The 19,657-nt window shown below is 49.1% G+C and carries 15 protein-coding genes; 4 read left to right on the plus strand and 11 right to left on the minus strand.

Features of this window, described 5'->3' with window-relative positions:
• Positions 1 to 13 precede the first annotated feature (13 nt).
• The 7 genes from trmA to ACTHSN_RS00700 all read right to left on the minus strand — a co-directional run bounded on the left by trmA (position 14) and on the right by ACTHSN_RS00700 (position 8,159).
• Positions 14 to 1,096: a tRNA (uridine(54)-C5)-methyltransferase TrmA gene (trmA, locus tag ACTHSN_RS00670; RefSeq protein ID WP_440365004.1), complete on the minus strand. Its 1,083-nt coding sequence runs from the start codon at positions 1,094 to 1,096 to the stop codon at positions 14 to 16.
• 117 nt (positions 1,097 to 1,213) lie between these two features.
• Entirely contained in the window at positions 1,214 to 2,716 is a 1,503-nt protein-coding gene (gene pta, locus ACTHSN_RS00675; protein WP_440365005.1) for a phosphate acetyltransferase, read from the minus strand.
• Between the two features lie 161 nt (positions 2,717 to 2,877).
• On the minus strand, positions 2,878 to 3,954 hold the full coding sequence (prfA, locus tag ACTHSN_RS00680) for a peptide chain release factor 1 (RefSeq protein WP_049329850.1): 1,077 nt from the start codon (positions 3,952 to 3,954) through the stop codon (positions 2,878 to 2,880).
• A gap of 155 nt (positions 3,955 to 4,109) precedes the next feature.
• The gene (locus tag ACTHSN_RS00685; protein ID WP_070461382.1) at positions 4,110 to 5,378 is read right to left on the minus strand and encodes an NRAMP family divalent metal transporter; all 1,269 of its coding nucleotides are present in this window, start codon (positions 5,376 to 5,378) and stop codon (positions 4,110 to 4,112) included.
• 287 nt (positions 5,379 to 5,665) lie between these two features.
• A complete protein-coding gene (locus ACTHSN_RS00690) occupies positions 5,666 to 6,433 on the minus strand; it encodes a TatD family hydrolase (protein WP_070461383.1) in 768 nt (255 codons plus the stop codon).
• A 13-nt stretch (positions 6,434 to 6,446) separates the two neighbouring features.
• Positions 6,447 to 7,430 (minus strand): asparaginase, encoded by a 984-nt coding sequence (locus ACTHSN_RS00695; protein ID WP_107810849.1) that lies wholly within the window; start codon positions 7,428 to 7,430, stop codon positions 6,447 to 6,449.
• 66 nt (positions 7,431 to 7,496) lie between these two features.
• Positions 7,497 to 8,159 (minus strand): DedA family protein, encoded by a 663-nt coding sequence (locus tag ACTHSN_RS00700; protein ID WP_440365006.1) that lies wholly within the window; start codon positions 8,157 to 8,159, stop codon positions 7,497 to 7,499.
• 249 nt (positions 8,160 to 8,408) lie between these two features.
• Between ACTHSN_RS00700 and ubiD the strand changes: the two genes are divergently transcribed.
• Positions 8,409 to 9,887 (plus strand): 4-hydroxy-3-polyprenylbenzoate decarboxylase, encoded by a 1,479-nt coding sequence (gene ubiD / locus ACTHSN_RS00705; RefSeq protein WP_440365007.1) that lies wholly within the window; start codon positions 8,409 to 8,411, stop codon positions 9,885 to 9,887.
• Between the two features lie 284 nt (positions 9,888 to 10,171).
• Here ubiD and ACTHSN_RS00710 read toward each other — a convergent pair whose 3' ends face one another.
• From ACTHSN_RS00710 to nirK, 4 genes are all read right to left on the minus strand, one after another.
• Positions 10,172 to 12,265: an AsmA family protein gene (locus ACTHSN_RS00710; protein WP_070461387.1), complete on the minus strand. Its 2,094-nt coding sequence runs from the start codon at positions 12,263 to 12,265 to the stop codon at positions 10,172 to 10,174.
• A 178-nt stretch (positions 12,266 to 12,443) separates the two neighbouring features.
• Positions 12,444 to 12,713, minus strand: a complete 270-nt coding sequence (gene rpsO / locus ACTHSN_RS00715; protein WP_003679932.1) for a 30S ribosomal protein S15 — start codon at positions 12,711 to 12,713, stop codon at positions 12,444 to 12,446.
• Positions 12,714 to 12,925: 212 nt separating this feature from the next.
• A complete protein-coding gene (locus ACTHSN_RS00720; protein WP_070461388.1) occupies positions 12,926 to 13,681 on the minus strand; it encodes a formylglycine-generating enzyme family protein in 756 nt (251 codons plus the stop codon).
• Between the two features lie 174 nt (positions 13,682 to 13,855).
• Positions 13,856 to 15,013 carry a copper-containing nitrite reductase gene (gene nirK, locus ACTHSN_RS00725; RefSeq protein WP_440365008.1) on the minus strand — a complete coding sequence of 386 codons (1,158 nt, stop codon included), beginning with the start codon at positions 15,011 to 15,013 and terminating at the stop codon, positions 13,856 to 13,858.
• A gap of 398 nt (positions 15,014 to 15,411) precedes the next feature.
• Between nirK and ACTHSN_RS00730 the strand changes: the two genes are divergently transcribed.
• The 3 genes from ACTHSN_RS00730 (at position 15,412) to ACTHSN_RS00740 (ending at position 19,626) form a co-directional block, all read left to right on the plus strand.
• Positions 15,412 to 17,667: a nitric-oxide reductase large subunit gene (locus ACTHSN_RS00730; protein ID WP_296184722.1), complete on the plus strand. Its 2,256-nt coding sequence runs from the start codon at positions 15,412 to 15,414 to the stop codon at positions 17,665 to 17,667.
• 95 nt (positions 17,668 to 17,762) lie between these two features.
• Positions 17,763 to 18,662 (plus strand): 50S ribosomal protein L3 N(5)-glutamine methyltransferase, encoded by a 900-nt coding sequence (gene prmB / locus ACTHSN_RS00735; RefSeq protein ID WP_063076008.1) that lies wholly within the window; start codon positions 17,763 to 17,765, stop codon positions 18,660 to 18,662.
• A 274-nt stretch (positions 18,663 to 18,936) separates the two neighbouring features.
• Positions 18,937 to 19,626 (plus strand): toxin-antitoxin system YwqK family antitoxin, encoded by a 690-nt coding sequence (locus tag ACTHSN_RS00740; protein ID WP_440365027.1) that lies wholly within the window; start codon positions 18,937 to 18,939, stop codon positions 19,624 to 19,626.
• Positions 19,627 to 19,657 lie beyond the last annotated feature (31 nt).

The following is a 19,657-nucleotide window of genomic DNA, read 5'->3' on the forward strand; positions in this document are numbered from 1 at the left end:
TTTTTGTATGATTTTATTTTTTCTTCAACCAAACGCCGCTTTCGATATGGTGGGTAAATGGGAATTGGTCGAACAGGGCGGTGCGTTCAATGGTATGGGTTTGACAGAGCGTATCAAGGTTGGCGCGGAGGGTCTCAGGATTGCAGGAAATATAGAGGACGTTGTCGAATCGGGCAACCAATTTGAGCGTCTCATCATCAACACCGGCGCGTGGAGGGTCAACGAAAATAGTTGAAAAATCATAGTTTTTCAAGTCGATTCTTTGTTCTTGCAGGCGGCGGAATTCACGGTTTTGCGTGTAGGCCTCGGTAAACTCTTCCGCAGACAGGCGGGCGATTTTAAGATTGGTAATTTGGTTGGCTTCAATATTCCATTGGGCGGCATTGACGGAAGTTTTGGAAACTTCGGTTGCCAGAACCTGATTGAAATGTTGCGAAAGCGGCAGGGTAAAATTGCCGTTGCCGCAATATAGCTCAAGCAGGTCTTTGCCTAAGTTTTGAGCGGCATCACACGCCCAAGTCAGCATTTTTTGGCACACTTGGGCATTGGGTTGGGTAAAGCTGCCTTCGATTTGACGATAGCGGAAGGTCTTGCCGTTGACTTCTAATGTTTCGGTCACAAAATCTTGGCTCAATACGATTTTTTGTCCGCGACTGCGGCCGATGATGTGGATGCCCAAATTGTGTGCCAGCTCTTGCGCGGCTTGTTGCCATGCTTCGTTCAGCTTCTTGTGGTAAATTATGGTAACCAGCATTTCGCCGCTTAAAGTGGACAAAAATTCGACGGCGTACCAGCGGTTTTTTAGTTCGGGATGATTGGATGCTGCTTCAATCAATTTCGGCATCAAGGTATTGATGGATTCGGACGCGGCAGGAAATTGGTCGCAACGGATCAGACTTGCCCTGCTTGCCTTCTGCCCGCGTTCAAACATGGCGTAAAACATTTCGCCGCCTTCATGCCAGATGCGGAACTCGGCACGCATTCTGTAATGCTGTTCCGGAGATTCGAAGACTTCGATTTCTGGAAAATCCAGTCCTTGGAAAAGTTGCTGAAGATATTGCTTTTTGTCGGCTAGTTGTTGCTGGTAGGCAGTCATTGGGGCAGTCTTTCAAAAAATAATGGCGAATTATAATATAGTTGGCGCAAAGATACGAAAGGCCGTCTGAAACATCGGTTTCAGACGGCCTTTGATTTCAAAGCATCAGCTTGTCAATCAGCCTTGCATTTGTTTGGCTTGAACGGCAGTCAGGGCGATGGTGAAGACGATGTCTTCAATCAATGCGCCGCGGGACAAGTCGTTAACCGGTTTACGCAAACCTTGCAACAACGGGCCTACGCTCAGGACGTTGGCGCTGCGTTGTACGGCTTTGTAAGTACAGTTGCCGGTATTGAGGTCTGGGAAAATCAGGACAGTTGCCTGACCAGCGACAGCGCTGCCCGGAGCTTTGGATTGGCCGATAGATGGAACGGTAGCCGCATCGTATTGCAACGGACCTTCGATGACCAAATCAGGGCGTTTTTCTTTCGCCAGTTTGGTTGCTTCAATCACTGCATCGACATCAGGGCCGCTGCCTGAGTTGATGGTAGAGTAGGAAATCATGGCTACTTTTGGATCGATACCGAAAGCTTTGGCACTGTCGGCAGATTGGATAGCGATGTCGGCCAGTTGTTCCGGAGTTGGGTTTGGATTAACCGCGCAGTCGGCAAATGCCAATACTTGGTTAGGCAGCAACATGAAGAATACGCTGGATACGAGGCTTGCGCCCGGAGCGGTTTTAATCAGTTGCAGGGCAGGGCGGATGGTGTTGGCAGTAGTGTGGACTGCGCCGGAAACCAAACCGTCTACGTCGTTTTGAGCCATCATCATGGTACCCAGTACGACGGTGTCTTGCAGCTGTTTGCGTGCATCTTCAGGAGTCAGGCCTTTGGATTTGCGCAATTCGCACATTGGCTCGACGTATTGCTCAACCAAAGAAGCAGGATCGATGATTTCCAAAGAATCAGGCAGGGAGATGCCACGCTCTTTAGCTACGGCTTCAACTTCTTCGCGGGTAGCCAACAGTACGCAACGGGCGATGCCTTTTTCGTGGCAGATGGCGGCAGCGGCGACGGTGCGCGGTTCTGCGCCTTCAGGCAGAACGATGCGCATATCGGCTTTGCGGGCAAAATCGATCAGGTTGTAACGGAATTGGGCTGGAGACAGGCGTTTGGCTTCGCGTTTGGCCAAAGCGGATACGTCTTGCAGTTTGTCGCTGGAGCCGAAGAAAGTCAGGCCGGTTTGCTCGCCGACTTGTGCGCCTAAAGCAGCGGCTGCACCGTCAATGATGAAACCTTCCAATAAGCCTGGAGAGTTGGTATAGAGCTGTTTGGCAAGATTCAATTGTTGGGTGACGGCAGCGGCATCAGTGTTGTCGGATTTCAGCGCCAATACAACGCCTGCATCCAAAGACAGCGCCAATTCGACGTTTTTGCCTGCCAAGAACAATTTTTCTGCATCAGGAGTGATGCCTTCGATAACGAGGTTATCTACATTCAATGCTGCAACTTTACCGATAAGCGCGTCAAACCAGTCGTCGCTCTTGCCTTGAGCCAACAGGGTTTCTGTAGTGGAGTCAACGGCTTGGAAAACTTGCGCATTCAATGCTGCTGCAAATGCTTTTGCCGCTGCATCGGCGCTCAGGCCGGCAGATACCGGTGCGATCAGGATTTTTGCCATTTTGTGTCCTCTCTTTCGGTGATTGTAGAAGGGTGTTGCTGTGGCGCAGCTGGTGCTGCATTTTAACACTTCAGGATTGAAGTTTCTTTAATGTATTCACGGTCATATTAACATATGTCATCAGGCCGTCTGAAAAGTATAAACGCAATGGACCAAATCCATCAATCCCCCATTGCTGCCAAAAGCTCGGCTTGATGCTCAGCAATCAGGGCGTTGGTGATTTCTTCCAAATCGCCGTCCATCACAAAATCCAGCTTGTGCAGGGTGAGGTTGATGCGGTGGTCGGTCACGCGGCCTTGCGGGTAGTTGTAGGTGCGGATGCGTTCGCTGCGGTCGCCGCTGCCGATCAGGGATTTGCGTTCGGCGGCTTCTTTGGCTTGGGCTTCGCGTTTTTGCGCGTCATTTAAGCGAGCGGCGAGGACTTTCATCGCCTGCGCTTTGTTGGCGTGTTGGCTGCGGCCGTCTTGGCACTCGACCACCATGCCTGTGGGCAGGTGGGTGATACGGACGGCGGAGTCGGTTTTGTTGATGTGCTGACCGCCGGCGCCGGATGCGCGGAAGGTGTCGATCCGCAGATCGGCCGGGTTCAGTTCAATGTCTTCCAGCTCGTCCGCTTCGGGCATGACGGCAACGGTACAGGCGGAGGTGTGGATACGGCCTTGGCTTTCGGTGGCAGGGACGCGTTGCACGCGGTGGCCACCGGATTCAAATTTTAGACGGCTGTATGCGCCCAAGCCGATAATGCGGGCGATGACTTCTTTATAGCCGCCCAATTCGCTTTCGTTGGCGGAAACAATTTCAACCTGCCAGCGGTTGCGCTCGGCGTAGCGGCTGTACATACGCAGCAAATCGCCTGCAAACAGCGCGGCTTCGTCGCCGCCGGTACCGGCGCGCACTTCGATAAAGATGTTTTTATCGTCGTCGGCATCTTTTGGCAGTAGCAGTTTTTGCAGTTCGGTATCGAGTTCGTCGATTTTGGCTTTTGCGGCTTCGATTTCTTCGGCGGCAAAGTCTTTCATTTCAGGGTCAGACAGCATTTCTTCGGCATCTGCCAAGTCGCTTTGCGCCAGTTGGTAGTTTTGGAAGACTTCGACAACGGGGGTCAGTTCGGCGTGTTCGCGTGTGAGTTTGCGGTAGTTGTCCATGTCGGACGTGGCTTCAGGCTGACCGAGCAGATGTGTGACTTCTTCCAGTCGGTCGCTGAGTTGTTGTAGTTTTTCTAAAATAGACGGCTTCATAAATTTTCCAAAATACGGATGCCGTCGAGTGGTCTGCAACGGCGAAATAAGGAGTCATTATAATGGGTTTGAATGAAAATTCAAAAAGATATGATTGATTGGAAAGGCCGTCTGAAACTTGTTTTTGAGTTTCAGACGGCCTTTTTTATATGGGCTTATTTAGGCGCAGCCAAGATGCCTGTTTGGTTCAGCAGGAACAAAACGGTAAAGCCGGTCAAATAAATCAAACCGATAATGGCGAGGAAGTTCATGCCCATGGTCAGTTTGTGGCGTTTGTCGCCTTTAACGAGGCGGTAGTTCAGCCAAGCGAACACAGGGGCGGCAACGAAAGCGGTAATCATGGCGAATTTGAGCAGCTCTGCCATTGCGCTGTTGAACCAGAAAATTACGGCCAAGCCTGAGCCTGCGACCCAAATGTTCCAAGCAAACAGTTCGACGTTGCCGGTTTTGTCTTTACCGCGCAACAGGCGTACCGGTTCGGCAATCGCGCGCGCGTAGCCGTCTACTACGGTAATGGTGGTGCCGTACATACAAGCAAAGGCGATAAATGCCACCAGCGGACGCGACCAGTCGCCGATGGTCACGGCGTACATATTAATCAGCTGGCCAACATATTTGCCGCCCGCCATTTGTACGGCTTCGCCGTTGCCGTATTGGACATATGCACCCAAGGCCAAGAAGACGACCGCCAACACTGCGCTGGTGATGTAGCCGACGTTGAAGTCGAAAATGCCGTCTCGGTAGCTGGAAGGGTTGATGCGTTGTTTTTCGGTAACCCACAAAGAGTTGATGGCGGAAATTTCAATCGGTGCAGGCATCCAGCCCATCAGCGCGATGAGGAAGCCCAAGCCTGCCAGTGTCCACGGGGTAGGCTCGATAAAGTCGGGTTTCATCTGCATGCCGCGAGACATGGCCACGGCTGCTGCGGCGACGGTGGCGATGGTCAGGCTGACGATGATGATTTTGGAAACGTTGTCCAAGGCTTTATAGCGGCCACTTGCCAAAATCAGCAGGCAGGAAACCATAATCATGACGGACACCATGCCGGCATCGAAAGTCAGCGATGGGATCGCCATTTTGACGATGGCGGCGGTAACGATGGCGACCGCACCGGCATTAATCGTTGCCGATGCAATACATAAAATCAAAAATACCCACAAATAAACGCGGCTTTTTTCGGCATAGCCCTCAATCAGACTTTTGCCCATATCCAGCGTGTAATGTGCGCTGAAACGGAAAAACGGGTATTTGAACAGGTTGGTCAGAATAATGATCAGCGCAAGCTGCCAGCCGTAAAGTGCACCTGCCTGCGTGGAGGCAATCAGGTGCGATCCGCCGACCGCTGCCGAAGCCATCATGATGCCCGGGCCGAGAGCATTGATTTTGCTCTTCCAGGTGGAAGCGTGTGTATGTTGTTCAGCCATAATTAGTTTCCGCCTTTTTCAGACGGCCTTATTATCAAAAAAAGGCATATTTTAACGTAAATAAAAAGTTTGCCCAATAATATGCGTAATACTTTTTATCAATCAAAGGGAAAATACGGTGTTAAAAAGCCGAGATGACGGAGTGAACGATATTTTGTGCCAAAAACATTTTTTCAGACGGCCTTGTATCGCTTTTTATTCATGAATATGGGGTAGGGAGGGCAGAGTGTGTCGGTTTGGAAACGAAATGGCTGGGCAAGGCTTTTTGATGCCTTGAGGTCGGCATATTAAGGGGAAGTATGGAGCAGGGAATCCACGTTTTGCTCGGTGATTTCAGCCAGTTGTACCAGTGGTACGTCGCGCAATTCGGCGGCAATTTCGGCGATACGGCGGATGTTGGCTGGTGTATTGGTTTCATGGCCGAGCATAAAAGGGCTGTCGGTTTCGAGAACAAAATCCGTGTCGTCTAAGGCTTGTAAGGCGGCACGGACTTTTTTTGCATTGGGATTGAGCAGCAGCGAGCCTATGCCGATTTTGAAGCCGAGTTTCACCAAAATCCGTGCTTCTTCTACGCTGCCGGAGAAGGCGTGAACGATACCGCCTCGTGTGAAACCGGCGGTTTTAACGGCGGCGACAATGGCGGCGGTGGCTTTCAGATTATGGATGATGACGCGGCGATTGAGATTTTGGGCGAGGATGAGTTGGCGGATAAAGACATCGGTCTGCGTGTCGCGTTGCGCTTGGGTTTGCTCTTTGCCATAAAAATCCAAGCCGATTTCGCCAACCCATGCTTGCGGATGCTGGATTAATTCGGACTCTAACTCTTGGAATGCCACTTCGTTGAGGCCGTCTGAAAACCACGGATGAATACCCAAAGCGATATGGATATTTTCAGACGGCCTCTCCAACTGCGCAACTGCCTGCCAATCATTGGGAGATGTAGCCGGTACGATAAAACGCACCACGCCGGCGGCTTGCGCTTCGGTAAGCACGGCAGGCAGCGTATCGGCAAGTTTGGGATCGGCAAGATGGCAGTGGGTGTCGGTGAAAGTCATATTTAATGGTGGTTTACAGCAGATTTAATTGTCGCAATTCTTGTTGCACCTTATCTGCATTCCAGTCATGAGATACGGCGAGGGTCATCAGCGCAGTGGCGGTTTCGAGATTGCATTTGCCGCCGTTGATGATACCTGCCTGACGCAAAGCATCGCCTTGGGCATAGACGGCAGCGGCGCAACCTTGCGGCACTTGGCTGATGTTGAGCAGCAACTTGCCTTGTTGCGTAAAGGCTTGGACGGCTCGGACAAACGCATCGTTGCTCGGCGCATTGCCGTGGCCGTAGCTTTGCAGAATCAGGGCTTGGGCGGAAAGGTGGGGCAGGCCGTCTGAAAGTTCTTGCGTGGCATAACCGGGAATCAGCGTGCGGACGGAAACTTTGGCTTCGGGATTTGGAAGACGCGGCTTGAGGCCGTCTGAATGTTGGGTTGTGGCAATATGGATATTATGCCAACCTTTGTTTTCATCCCATTCGGTGAGCGCACCAAAATGCAGGTTGTCAAAACCTGCGGCGGTTTCTGTGCTGACCTTGCTGCTGCCGATGGCGGGGAAGAGCTTGCCGTCAAAGGCAATCGCCACTTGTTTGAGTTTGAGCGAGAAAGCGGAAACGGCGGTAGCAAGGTTGCGCGGCGCATCGCTGTTGGCGGCATCGTAAGGCCATTGCGAGCCGGTCAGGATAACGGGTTTGTCCAAACCTTGCAGCGAAAGGGCGAAGAGGTTGGCGGTGTATGCCATGGTATCCGTGCCGTGCAATACCAAGATGCCGTCATAGTCAGGCAGTTTGGCAATAATAAGCTCCAGCCAGTCGCGTTGGTTTTGCAGCGTTACTGCGGAAGAGTCGATGAGCGGCTGGCAAACGTGCCATTCGAAATCAAGGCCGTCTGAAAAGGGGGCAAGGGCTTTATCGACGAGAGCGGTGTCGGGACGCAGGCCGGCGCTGCTTTGGGTCATGCCAATGGTGCCGCCTGTGTAGAGGACAAAGATTTTTTGTTTCATGGTGTTTCTGATGAATGATTGAGGCCGTCTGAAAGAGGGGAAGTGTTTCAGACGGCCTGGAATGATTTATTGATTGGTTTGTTTTTTGGCTTTTGCTGCGCGTTTTTCGTGCAGTTTCTCGCGGAAGAAGGTGTGGCGGCGGTGTTTTTTCCACCAAATCCAACCGACAATGACTGCGCCGATGCCCAGTGCGATAAAGATACCTGATTGCAGGCTGTGCATTTTTTTCATCAGCCAGTCGGTATTGCGTGCGCCGTATTCGCCCAAATAAATCCAAACCGGAACGGAAATCAGCGCGGCCAAACCGTCCATCAGGATAAAGCGCAGGTAGGAAACCTTGCGGCTGATGCCTGCGGTCACGAAAACGGCGGTACGCAGGCCGGGCAGGAAACGTGCAACGAATAAAACCCAGTTGCCGTATTTGTCGAATTTTTCCTGTACTTGGGCATAGCGTTTGGGCGTCATCACGCGCGCAATCGGTTTGAATTTAAGGATTTTTTGTCCCCAAATCCGGCCGGCCGCAAACATAAAGCCATCGCCTACCAATACGCCGAGCATGCCGACGGCAAACATAATATGCGAGTTGGTATAACCCAGGCCGGAAATTACACCGCCGGTTACCAGCGTCAAATCTTCAGGAATCGGCACGCCGAAGCCGCAAATAACCAAAACGAAAAACACGGCCGCATAGCCGTATTCAACGAAAAAAGATTCTAAAAATGCAAACATGGCCGCCGTCCCACGATAGATATTGATTGATGACTGGATTAAGTTGGAATTCTACCAAAGATAAGGCCGTCTGAAAGCAATCACAAGCAGATATTGTTCAAATTTGACGGTAGTTTGCAAAAAATATGGAAATTTGGATGTGGAAAGTTGGGATATGGACGGATTTGGCAGGTACAATAGCTGCTGGTTTATCTTTCAAACCCGAAATGGCGGTCTGTTTTCAGACGGCCTGTTCAGGAAAATGAAATCATGAAATACAGAGATTTGCGAGAATTTATCGCCGGATTGGAAGCCGATGGCAAACTCAAGCGCATTCAGCATCCGGTGTCGCCGCATTTGGAAATGACCGAAATTGCCGACCGCGTACTGCGCGCCGAGGGGCCGGCGTTGCTGTTTGAAAACCCGATTAAGCCTGACGGTACGCGCTACGATTATCCCGTGTTGGCGAATCTGTTTGGCACGCCCGAACGCGTGGCGCTGGGCATGGGCGCGGACAGTGTGTCCAAGCTGCGCGAAATCGGGCAGACGCTGGCGTATTTGAAAGAACCCGAACCGCCCAAAGGCATTAAAGACGCGTTTTCCAAACTGCCGCTGTTGAAAGATATTTGGAGCATGGCGCCGAATGTGGTGAAAAACGCGCCGTGTCAGGAAATTGTGTGGGAAGGCGAAGACGTTGATTTGTATAAACTTCCGATTCAGCATTGCTGGCCGGAAGACGTTGCGCCACTGGTCACATGGGGCTTGACCGTCACGCGCGGACCGTACAAAAAACGCCAAAATCTCGGCATTTACCGCCAGCAATTAATCGGCAAAAACAAGCTGATTATGCGCTGGCTGTCGCATCGCGGCGGTGCGCTGGATTATCAGGAATTCCGCAAACTCAATCCTGATACGCCGTATCCCGTCGCCGTTGTCCTCGGTTGCGACCCTGCCACCATTTTGGGCGCGGTAACGCCTGTTCCCGATACCTTGAGCGAATACCAGTTTGCCGGACTGCTGCGTGGTTCGCGGACGGAGCTGGTGAAATGTATCGGCAATGATTTGCAAGTGCCTGCCCGTGCTGAAATCGTATTGGAAGGCGTGATTCATCCGAACGAAACCGCGCTGGAAGGACCATACGGCGACCACACGGGCTATTACAACGAGCAGGATCATTTCCCCGTGTTCACGGTCGAACGCATCACCATGCGAGAAAACCCGATTTACCATTCCACCTACACGGGTAAACCGCCCGATGAGCCCGCTGTTTTGGGCGTGGCGTTGAATGAAGTGTTCGTGCCGCTTTTGCAAAAGCAGTTCCCCGAAATCACCGATTTCTACCTGCCGCCCGAAGGCTGCTCCTACCGCATGGCGGTGGTCAGCATGAAAAAACAGTACGCCGGACACGCCAAGCGCGTGATGATGGGCTGCTGGTCATTCCTGCGCCAATTTATGTACACCAAATTCATCATCGTGGTGGATGACGATGTGAATGTGCGCGACTGGAAAGAAGTCATCTGGGCGGTAACCACGCGCATGGATCCCGTACGCGATACTGTTTTGATGGAAAACACACCTATCGACTACCTCGACTTCGCCAGCCCCGTCAGCGGACTTGGCGGCAAAATGGGTTTGGATGCGACCAACAAATGGCCGGGCGAAACCGACCGCGAATGGGGACGAGTAATCAAAAAAGACCCTGCCGTTACGGCCAAAATCGATGAGATTTGGGAGCATTTGGGTTTGTAGATGTCGGATTTATTGGAATTTCTACTTCAAATATTGATGGAAATAATTGGGTCTATGTTTGAGGGTACGGTAGAAATAGTGAGGTTCGATTGGAGAGAAAGAAAACTCTCCAAAAAAGGCTTGATTAATGTTGGCTATATGGTTTGTCATCATTATGGTTTGTCATCATTGTTGCACTGATTGCGTATATAGTCATTCCTAAGTAAACATCTTATTCTGACAATGTATCTGTTAAAAGGCCGTCTGAAATTTTTTGGGTTTCAGACGGCCTTTGATTTGAAAACCTAGCGCGGTTTGAGCCACTTCCATTGTTCTTGTATGGTTTCTTGCAGGGCTTTTTGTTTTTCTGCAGGCGTATTCATACCATTGGTCAAGCGGCTGTAATCAAGGGTAATGGAAGGGTTTTGTACGGTTCCGCCGATTTTGAGGGGAATCGGTTTGTTTTTAGGCTGCAGTACGTTGCTGATAAGCAGGTTTTCGGACAGCTTTTGGGTATTCAAATCGGTATAGCCGCTGCTGACAACGTGCAGGCTGTCGGAAAACAGTTCGGTGTTGATATGATGGCTGATGCCTTTCTCGATTTCGCTATTGAGGGTGAAATGATGGAAAGGAGTTTTGAGGTTGCTGTTGTCGATTTTTTCCGAAGAGATGCCGTTTTTCAGAATGCTGTCCATATCGATGCCGTGCCATGCGCCGTTGGTAATATCGAGGAGCAGGCTGCCGTTTAGGGCTTGTATCATTTGGGCGCGGTTGTTGCCGGTGGTTTTAATGTCGATAACGGCGTCGCCGCTGCCGCTGAAGCTGTGGAAACCGAACAAGTCTTGCAGCAGCGGCTGAATTTGTATGCCTTTTGCGTTTTGCTGAAGGTGGTAGGAGGCAGGTTGGGTCGCCGCAATACTCAGACCGCCCTCGGTTTTGCCGCCATAAAGCCCAGCTTTGAAACGGTGCAGGGCGATATGTTCTTTATCGGCGGTGAGCAGGGATTCGACGTTTTCTAATTGCAGGCCGGCAGTTTGAATGCTGCCGATTTGGAGGTTGGCCTCAATGTCGGGCAACCAGGATTTGGCCAGCAGAGAAGGAAGATTCAGTGATGGCTGGGTTTTCAGATCTTCCAAGTAAGGGGTCAGATTGAGTTTTTGTAAGGCGATACCGGCGTCAAGGTGCGGACGCGGTTGGGCATCGCGCTGGTATTTAAAGGCCAAGGCAAGGGCTTGTCTGTCAAATGCGCCTTTCAGACGGCCTTCCCATGTATTGAGGCTGAAATTGGCCTGCCCTTCGAGTGTACTGATGAATCTGGGGCGGGGAAGGCGGTTGATGGTGTCTTGCAGGGTGCTGAGGTGCAGTTTGGGCGCATCAATGCCTTTGCCTTTTTGCCAAACCAACGGGCTGGAAAAGGTAAAGTTGGTTTGGAGGCGGTCGTTTTTATGGCTGCCTTTGAGTTCAAAATTGGCTGCGGTCAAAACGGTTGCATAGAGGTTGGTTTTGTCCAGTTTGAATGAACCGTCCCATTGGTTGTTTTCACTGCCGGCAGTCAATGCGCCGTTGAGTGTGTTTAGGTGTAAATAGCCGTTCTTGAATTGCAAGAGGGGAGAGCGTGCATTGATATGCAAGTTTTGATAGTCGCTTTCGGCTTGCAGATTGAAGTCGCGCAAAAGGGCGGTTTGGTTTTGCCAATTAAGGCTGCCTGCGATTTGGGCATCCAGCTTGTTTTTGAGTAATACGGTTTGCAGGTTTAATTTGAGGGCGGGAACGCTCCAGCCGGCATCATCTTGTACAAGATGGCCGGCGCCTTGCCAACTGATGGGGTTGCCGATGTTTTGCAGTGTGCCGCTGATATCGAATGGACGGCCGTCTGAATCAGCTCTGCGCAGGGAAAATTGCAGATCGTTTAAGGCAATATCTTGCTCTTTATTGTGATAGCGGATGCTGCCGTTATTGATGATGACGCGGTTGAGCTGGAAGCTTTCTTTCGATGTATGGTTTTGTTGCAGGCAGGCAGGCAGGTGGTTTTTGGGACCCAGCGTCAGCGACGGATTGGAAAGAATCCATTTTTCAAGAATGGGGGCATCTGACCATAGGCTGCTCCAGCCAAAGCCCATTTTAGACTCGGCAATATTCAGCGTCGGCGTATCAGGTTCGGAAGAGGAAAGGCTGAGGTCTTTTAAAATAAGCGTAGGGCGCGGCAGCCATTTTCTGCTGATGTTGGCATTGTATTTGACTTGGCAGCCATGGGCGGAAAAGTTTTTTTGTATGAATGCGTCGATGTTTTCTGTGTTGAATATGCGGAACATTAAGGCACTCAATACCGCCGCGAGGCATAAAAGCGCGGTAATGCCGAAAACCAGGGTTTTCAGCCAAAATTTTCCTGAGTGCAACATGGAATGAACAGACAATTCAGATTCTCGCTTTGATGGGAGCTTTAAGGAGTGATTGGGAGTTTAAGCCTTGCTGCTTAAGCGTGTGGAAGTATAACACAGAGCGTGGGCCTGTGTTTCAGACGGCATCGGTATGTCAATAAAAAACACCGCCCGAAGGCGGTGTTGATTTAAGCATAAATTATTTACGCAGACCCAGGCGGGTAATCAGTGTACGGTAAGTATCAGGCTGAGTACGACGCAGATAAGACAACAGGCGACGACGTTGGCTAACCATTTTCAACAGGCCGCGACGGCTGTGGTGGTCTTTAGGGTTGGCTTTGAAGTGAGGAGTCAGGTCGTTGATGCGGAAAGTCAATAGAGCGACTTGTACTTCAGAAGAGCCGGTATCGCCTTCTTTGCGTTGGAAATCTTTAACAATTTGTGCTTTTTGTTCTACGGTCAATGCCATGATGGATAACTCCGAAAATAAAAGAACCTTTTCAGGTTCGGACAAGTTTGCCAAGCCGAACGACCTAAGCAAACTCCTAAGTGCCTTTTTATAAGGACGGGCGGATTATGCCACAATTTGTCTTTGTGCGCCATATCTTTTCAGACGGCCAAAAAAAAAGCGGCGATACCTTTCAGTACCGCCAAAGCTGCTTTGGTGATAAAAACGAAACTTTATTTGCTTGCGCAACGGAAGCCCAAGTTATTTAAAACATATTTGGACTGTAGGCTGGTGCGGATGCCGTAGCGTAAGAATGCCGCATAGTTGGACGGATCGCTTGAACCCACGGATGCGCCGCTACAGAACATTTGTGTGTTGGACGAGCCGGCAGAGAGTTGGCTGCTGTTGAAGTCTTCAGTCCATTCCCAAATCAGGCCGTGCATATCGTATACGCCCCAGTAGTTGGGTTTGTTTTTACCGATGTCGTGCAGGCCGTTGCGGCCGCCGTCTGCATACCAATCTAAGATGGTGCGGTTGTAGCCAGGCTCGGCAGAGCCGTCTTTTTGAGTGGCAGAAGCCAAGCCTGCAAATTCCCATTCGTCAATAGTCGGCAGACGTTTGCCTTTGGAAACGCAGTAAGCATTTGCGGCGAACCATGAAACATTGGTTACTGGGTGTTTGAGTTCGCTGGCTTTAGGCGCAAAACTGTTGCTGCCATTTTTTACCCAATGTTTCAGGTAAGCTTTTTCAGCATGTTTGGAATTGATTTTTCCTTTTTGCCATTGCGGATGTGTGTTCACAAATTCGGCAAATTCGGCATTGGTTACCGGATATTTGTCAAGCTGGAAAGGTTTGACTTTAATAAGGGAAGTTTCTTTTTTGAGATAGAGAGGACGGTAGCTGCCTCCTTCGATTTTTACCATTTCGGCAGCAAATGTATTGCCGCAGATTAAGGCACTGCCTAAGAGGAGGAGTCGTATGAGTTTCATGGTACGCCCTTATTATCGATTGAAACAGGAAATTTATTTTTCAGATAGCCTAATCATAACAAGGCCGTCTGAAAAATCAATCTGTCTGATTTGAACAGGAAGATTAATCGTGATGGAAGCCACTGCGGCTCTAAAGAGTAGGGCAGCAGTGGCTTGGCGTATTAAACCGAGAGATTATTTAGCGGCTTCAGAAGCACCAGACGCAGCTGCTGGAGCAGAAGCGGCAGCACCGGAAGGTTGGTAAACGGTGTCGCTCAGTTTTTTGGTCATGATTTCAGGGTTTTCATCACCCTCAACTTTCAATTGACCCAAAGCACCTTTGTTGAACGCACGGAAGATAGAGTGGTCAACCAAGGTGTAGCTGCCTGGAATGTCGACTTTGAATTCAACGATAGCGGCACCACCAGCAGGAACAATTGTGCTTTGTACGTTTTCGTTAATCAGTTTACCACCTTCAACATATACTTTGTCGAAGATTTCGCCGATAACGTGGAAAGAAGATACCAAGTTAGGACCACCGTTACCAACGTACATACGAACAGTTTCACCAGCTTTAGCTTTCAGGGCGTTGTCGCCGGCGATAGAGCCTACGTGACCGTTGAATACAACGTATTCAGGTTGTTCGGCAATCGCTTTATCCATATCGAAAGGTTGCAGGCCTTGAGCACCTTTTTTACCTTTAGTATAGAAGTCGCCTTGTACGATGTAGAACTCTTTGTCCACTTTAGGCAGACCTTCTTTAGGTTCAACCAAGATCAAACCGTACATACCGTTGGCGATGTGCATACCTACAGGAGCAACGGCACAGTGGTAGATGTACAAACCGGCTTGCAGTGCTTTGAAGCTGAAGGTAGAAGTGTGGCCTGGGGCAGTAAAGGTAGCTTCTGCACCGCCGCCTTGACCGGTAGCAGCGTGGAAGTCAACGTTATGAGGAACGGTAGAAGAAGGATTGTTAGAGAATTCAACTTCAACAGTATCGCCTTCGCGTACACGGATCATTTGACCTGGAACGTCGCCGTTGAATGTCCAGTAGTGGTACTCAACACCGTCTTCCATGGTCATGGTTTTTTCAACGGTTTCCATTTTAACGCGTACTTTAGCCGGATGGTCGCGATCAGTTGGAGGTGGAACTTCCGGAGCGTGAGTCATGATAGCATCGATTACAGGCAGTTCTGAAGAAGGAGTCTCTGCAGCAGCTTGTGAGTCGGAAGCAGCAGGAGCCTCAGCAGAAGCGGTGGCAGCTGGAGTTTCAGCAGGTTTAGCAGCTTGCTCGCCGCATGCGGCCAATGCAAATACAGAAGCGATAAGTGCGGCTAAGGTTTGGCGTTTCATGTTTAAAGTTTCCTTATAGTAAGAAAAGTTAAGTATCCTGATAGGATGGTTTGAAGTTTTGTATGATTATGTAGGCGCTTGTTTGGTCATATTTTGATGTAAATCAAATTGTTCAGGGAATATGAATCTTTTACTACCTAAATACTCCTTTAGAAGTATAAAAAAATACATCGAAAAGTTTATTTTTGTGTGAAAATGTTAGCGAAAACTTAACATAAAATATGATAGAGGAGGGTTTGTATAAGAAAATGGGAATCAATATCATATAAGTTAATGGTTTTAAAGGAATATTATTGACAAAATATTTCTTTACTTTTAAAACCGTGATACAATCTTTAACATTCATATTTGATGAATTAATACCCAACCACTTTTACCAAAATTAAGGAGTACTTAAAATGGGACAGTACAAGAAGCTTTGGTACTTGCTGTTTGCCGTACTGGCAGTATGCTTTACCATTCTTGGTTATATGGGTAGCGAAGTCTATAAAAAGGCTCCGCCATACCCTGAACAAGTCGTTTCTGCATCCGGCAAAGTCCTGATGACCAAAGACGATATTTTGGCAGGTCAATCTGCATGGCAAACTACCGGCGGTATGGAAGTCGGCTCTGTATTGGGTCACGGTGCATACCAAGCTCCGGACTGGACTGCCGACTGGCTGCACCGCGAGCTGGTTGCATGGTTGGATCTGACTGCGCAAGAAACTTACGGCAAAAAATTTGACGAAGTTTCTCCTGAAGAACAAGCTGTTCTGAAAACACGTTTGGCTGACGAATACCGCAACCAAAGCCGTGTTAAGGAAGATGGTTCTGTCGTTGTCAGCGAAACCCGCGTGAAAGCGATCGAAAGCATCCTGCCTTACTACCATGGTGTGTACAGCGACGATCCTAAGTTCCAAACCACTCGCGAACACTTTGCAATGAAAAACAACACATTGCCAAGCCCAGAAGCGCGTGAAAAACTGTTCAATTTCTTCTTCTGGACTTCTTGGTCTGCTTCGACCAACCGTCCTGACGAAACTTTCACCTACACCAACAATTGGCCGCACGAGCCTTTGATCAACAACGTACCGACTACTGAAAACTACATGTGGTCTTTCACCAGCGTGGTATTGTTGCTGATGGGTATCGGCTTGCTGATGTGGGGTTACTCTTTCTTGACCAAACATGAAGAGGTTGAAGTACCTACTGAAGATCCTATCTCTAAAGTACAACTGACTCCTTCTCAAAAAGCGTTGGGCAAATATGTATTCCTGACTGTTGCGCTGTTTGTCGTACAAGTACTGTTGGGTGGTTTGACCGCTCACTATACTGTCGAAGGTCAAGGCTTCTACGGTATCGATACCGCACTGGGCTTTGAAATGGCCGACTGGTTCCCATATGCATTGACCCGTACTTGGCACATCCAATCCGCTATTTTCTGGATTGCAACCGGCTTCCTGACAGCAGGTCTGTTCTTGGCTCCGATTGTGAACGGCGGTAAAGATCCTAAATTCCAACGTGCTGGTGTGAACTTCCTGTACATCGCCCTGTTCATCGTAGTTGGCGGTTCTTACGCAGGTAACTTCTTTGCTTTGACTCACATCATTCCACCTGAGCTGAACTTCTGGTTCGGCCACCAAGGTTACGAATACTTGGATTTGGGTCGTTTCTGGCAACTTCTGCTGATGGTCGGCTTGCTGTTGTGGCTGTTTCTGATGTTGCGTTGTACTATCTCTGCCTTTAAAGAAAAAGGTACAGACAAAAACCTGTTGGCTATCTTCGTAGCTTCTATGGTCGGTGTGGGTGTGTTCTATGCTCCTGGCCTGTTCTACGGTGAGAAATCTCCAATTGCTGTGATGGAATACTGGCGTTGGTGGGTGGTTCACCTGTGGGTAGAAGGCTTCTTCGAAGTGTTCGCTACTGCCGCCTTCGCATTCATCTTCTACAACATGGGCTTTGTCCGCCGTAGTACTGCTACTGCTTCTACTCTGGCAGCTGCTGCAATCTTCATGTTGGGCGGTATCCCAGGTACATTGCACCACTTGTACTTCTCCGGCTCTACCTCTGCTTCTATGGCAATCGGTGCATGTTTCTCCGCTTTGGAAGTTGTGCCTTTGGTTCTGCTGGGTCGTGAAGCTTACGAACACTGGTCTTACCAACACCTGTCCGACTGGGCGAAACGTCTGCGTTGGCCTCTGATGTGCTTCGTAGCAGTTGCCTTCTGGAACATGATCGGTGCCGGCGTATTCGGCTTCCTGATTAACCCGCCGATTTCCCTGTTCTACATCCAAGGTCTGAACACTACTGCAGTTCACGCTCACGCGGCTCTGTTCGGTGTGTATGGTTTCTTGGCTCTGGGCTTCGTATTGCTGGTTGCACGTTACCTGAAACCTAATGTTCAATTTGACGACAAACTGATGACTTGGGGCTTCTGGCTGCTGAACGGCGGTCTGGTGGGTATGATTGCCATCAGCCTGTTGCCGGTCGGCGTGATTCAAGCTTACGCTTCTATCACTCATGGTCTGTGGTATGCACGTAGCGAAGAATTCCTGCAAATGGAAATTCTGGATACCCTGCGTTGGGTTCGTACCGCTGCTGACTTGATCTTTATCGGTGGTGCTGTCTGTGTTGCTATCCAAGCTACCAAAATCGTATTCAGCCGCGATAAATAATCTTAAGCTGAGTTAAATCGAAGGCCGTCTGAAAAGTTTTCAGACGGCCTTTCTGTTATAATTTCAACATTCTTAAATTGACAAGACAAAACATTATGTTCAACCAAGCTGCTCAAGAGCTGACCACTGTTCGCGATTTATTGCGTTTCGCCGTCAGCCGTTTTAATGATGCCGGACTGTTTTTCGGACACGGAAGTGATAATGCCCATGACGAGGCAGCCTATCTGATTTTGCACACTTTGAATCTGCCTTTGGATACGTTGGAGCCTTATTTGGATGCCAAATTGTTGCAAAGTGAGAAGGAGGAAGTGTTGTCCATTATCGAACGCCGCGCAGTGGAGCATATTCCTGCCGCGTATCTGACGCATCAGGCATGGCAGGGCGAGTTTGATTTTTATGTCGATGAGCGCGTTATTGTGCCTCGTTCTTTTATTTACGAATTGCTTGGCGACGGTATTCGTCCTTGGATTGAACATGATGAGTTGGTGCATCGAGCTTTGGATTTGTGTACCGGTAGCGGCTGTTTGGCCATTCAAATGGCGCATCACTATCCCGATGCACAAATTGATGCCGTTGATTTAAGCTTGGATGCGCTGGAAGTGGCCGCGATCAATATTGAAGATTATGGCTTAGAAGACCGCATCAGCTTGGTGCATACCGATTTGTTTGAAGGTTTGGATGAAACCTACGACTTAATTGTTTCCAATCCGCCTTATGTTGATGCAGAATCTGTGGAAGCGTTGCCTGATGAATACCTGCACGAGCCGGAATTGGCTTTGGGCAGCGGCGAAGATGGTTTAGACGCTACGCGTCAAATCATTCTGCAAGCGGCAAAATATCTGAATCCGAAAGGTGTATTACTGGTTGAAATCGGTCACAACCGTGAAGTATTGGAAGCGGCTTATCCCGAATTACCGTTTACTTGGCTAGAAACCAGCGGTGGCGATGGGTTTGTATTCCTGTTGACCCGCGAGCAATTATTGGGTGAAGAATAGTTTATTTTGATGTAAATAAAATAAAGGCCGTCTGAAAAAAGTTTCAGACGGCCTTTGTTTTATAAAATTTTTAATATTTTAAGAAAATACAAATGCCTATGGTATGCTGAATATGAAATCCAAGCAGGCTTTGAAACTATGGCTTATAATATTTGTCATAGTTTCTAATGTCAGTAGATTTTTATTACTGACTTTTTGTAGAACATATACTGCCAAACTCCATATTATGAATAATTATTTAAAATCAGGCCTGTTGGCTGCTGCCTTGTTCAGTATGCCCGTTGTCGCCTTTGCCCAGCAACATACCGTTTATTTCAATCAAAACGGTAAACTGACGGCGACCATGCCTTCGGTTGCTTATGTCCGCCAATACAAGATTGAGGCAGGCAAGGCGCAGGTGCAGGATTTTTACTATCCATCGATGAAAAAATATTCTGATCCGTACGAGATACCTGCTGGTCAGATTAAGGTTTTTGTGCCGGCTCTGGATAACGGTACGCTGACTCTGTGGCATTTTAACGGGCAGAAAAAGATGGTTGGCAGCTATCGCAACGGCAAACCGCATGGTGAATGGGTCAACTGGTATCCAAACGGCAAAAAATCTGCGGTAATGCCTTATCAAAATGGCTTGAGTGAGGGCGTGGGTTCACGCTATTACCGAAATGGCGTGAAAGAAAGCGAAATTCAGTTTAAGCATGATAAAGCCAATGGTCATTGGAAACAATGGTATTCAGACGGCAGCCCGAAAACCGAAATGATGATGAGCAATGACAAACCGACGGAGATCATCAGTTGGGATGAAAATGGCCGCATCGTGTCTGAATTGAGTATTCGCAACGGTAAACGCAGCGGCATTATTTTGGATTGGTACGATGATGGTGCGAAGAAATCTGAGCTGGTTTATAAAGACGACCAGTTGGTGAAAAAAACTTTCTGGGATACGGACGGATACGTCCTTGAATAATTTTGATCATAAAAAACCGCAGGCTGATCAG

Source organism: Neisseria sp. P0009.S010, from assembly GCF_051958545.1.
GTDB lineage: Bacteria > Pseudomonadota > Gammaproteobacteria > Burkholderiales > Neisseriaceae > Neisseria > Neisseria subflava_A.

Bases quoted from the DNA above. Each gene is read 5' to 3' on its own strand.
- trmA (WP_440365004.1), bottom strand. From the start codon at position 1,096: ATGACTGCCTACCAGCAACAACTAGCCGACAAAAAGCAATATCTTCAG.
- pta (WP_440365005.1), bottom strand. From the start codon at position 2,716: ATGGCAAAAATCCTGATCGCACCGGTATCTGCCGGCCTGAGCGCCGAT.
- prfA (WP_049329850.1), bottom strand. From the start codon at position 3,954: ATGAAGCCGTCTATTTTAGAAAAACTACAACAACTCAGCGACCGACTG.
- ACTHSN_RS00685 (WP_070461382.1), bottom strand. From the start codon at position 5,378: ATGGCTGAACAACATACACACGCTTCCACCTGGAAGAGCAAAATCAAT.
- ACTHSN_RS00690 (WP_070461383.1), bottom strand. From the start codon at position 6,433: ATGACTTTCACCGACACCCACTGCCATCTTGCCGATCCCAAACTTGCC.
- ACTHSN_RS00695 (WP_107810849.1), bottom strand. From the start codon at position 7,430: ATGAAACAAAAAATCTTTGTCCTCTACACAGGCGGCACCATTGGCATG.
- ACTHSN_RS00700 (WP_440365006.1), bottom strand. From the start codon at position 8,159: ATGTTTGCATTTTTAGAATCTTTTTTCGTTGAATACGGCTATGCGGCC.
- ubiD (WP_440365007.1), top strand. From the start codon at position 8,409: ATGAAATACAGAGATTTGCGAGAATTTATCGCCGGATTGGAAGCCGAT.
- ACTHSN_RS00710 (WP_070461387.1), bottom strand. From the start codon at position 12,265: ATGTTGCACTCAGGAAAATTTTGGCTGAAAACCCTGGTTTTCGGCATT.
- rpsO (WP_003679932.1), bottom strand. From the start codon at position 12,713: ATGGCATTGACCGTAGAACAAAAAGCACAAATTGTTAAAGATTTCCAA.
- ACTHSN_RS00720 (WP_070461388.1), bottom strand. From the start codon at position 13,681: ATGAAACTCATACGACTCCTCCTCTTAGGCAGTGCCTTAATCTGCGGC.
- nirK (WP_440365008.1), bottom strand. From the start codon at position 15,013: ATGAAACGCCAAACCTTAGCCGCACTTATCGCTTCTGTATTTGCATTG.
- ACTHSN_RS00730 (WP_296184722.1), top strand. From the start codon at position 15,412: ATGGGACAGTACAAGAAGCTTTGGTACTTGCTGTTTGCCGTACTGGCA.
- prmB (WP_063076008.1), top strand. From the start codon at position 17,763: ATGTTCAACCAAGCTGCTCAAGAGCTGACCACTGTTCGCGATTTATTG.
- ACTHSN_RS00740 (WP_440365027.1), top strand. From the start codon at position 18,937: ATGCCCGTTGTCGCCTTTGCCCAGCAACATACCGTTTATTTCAATCAA.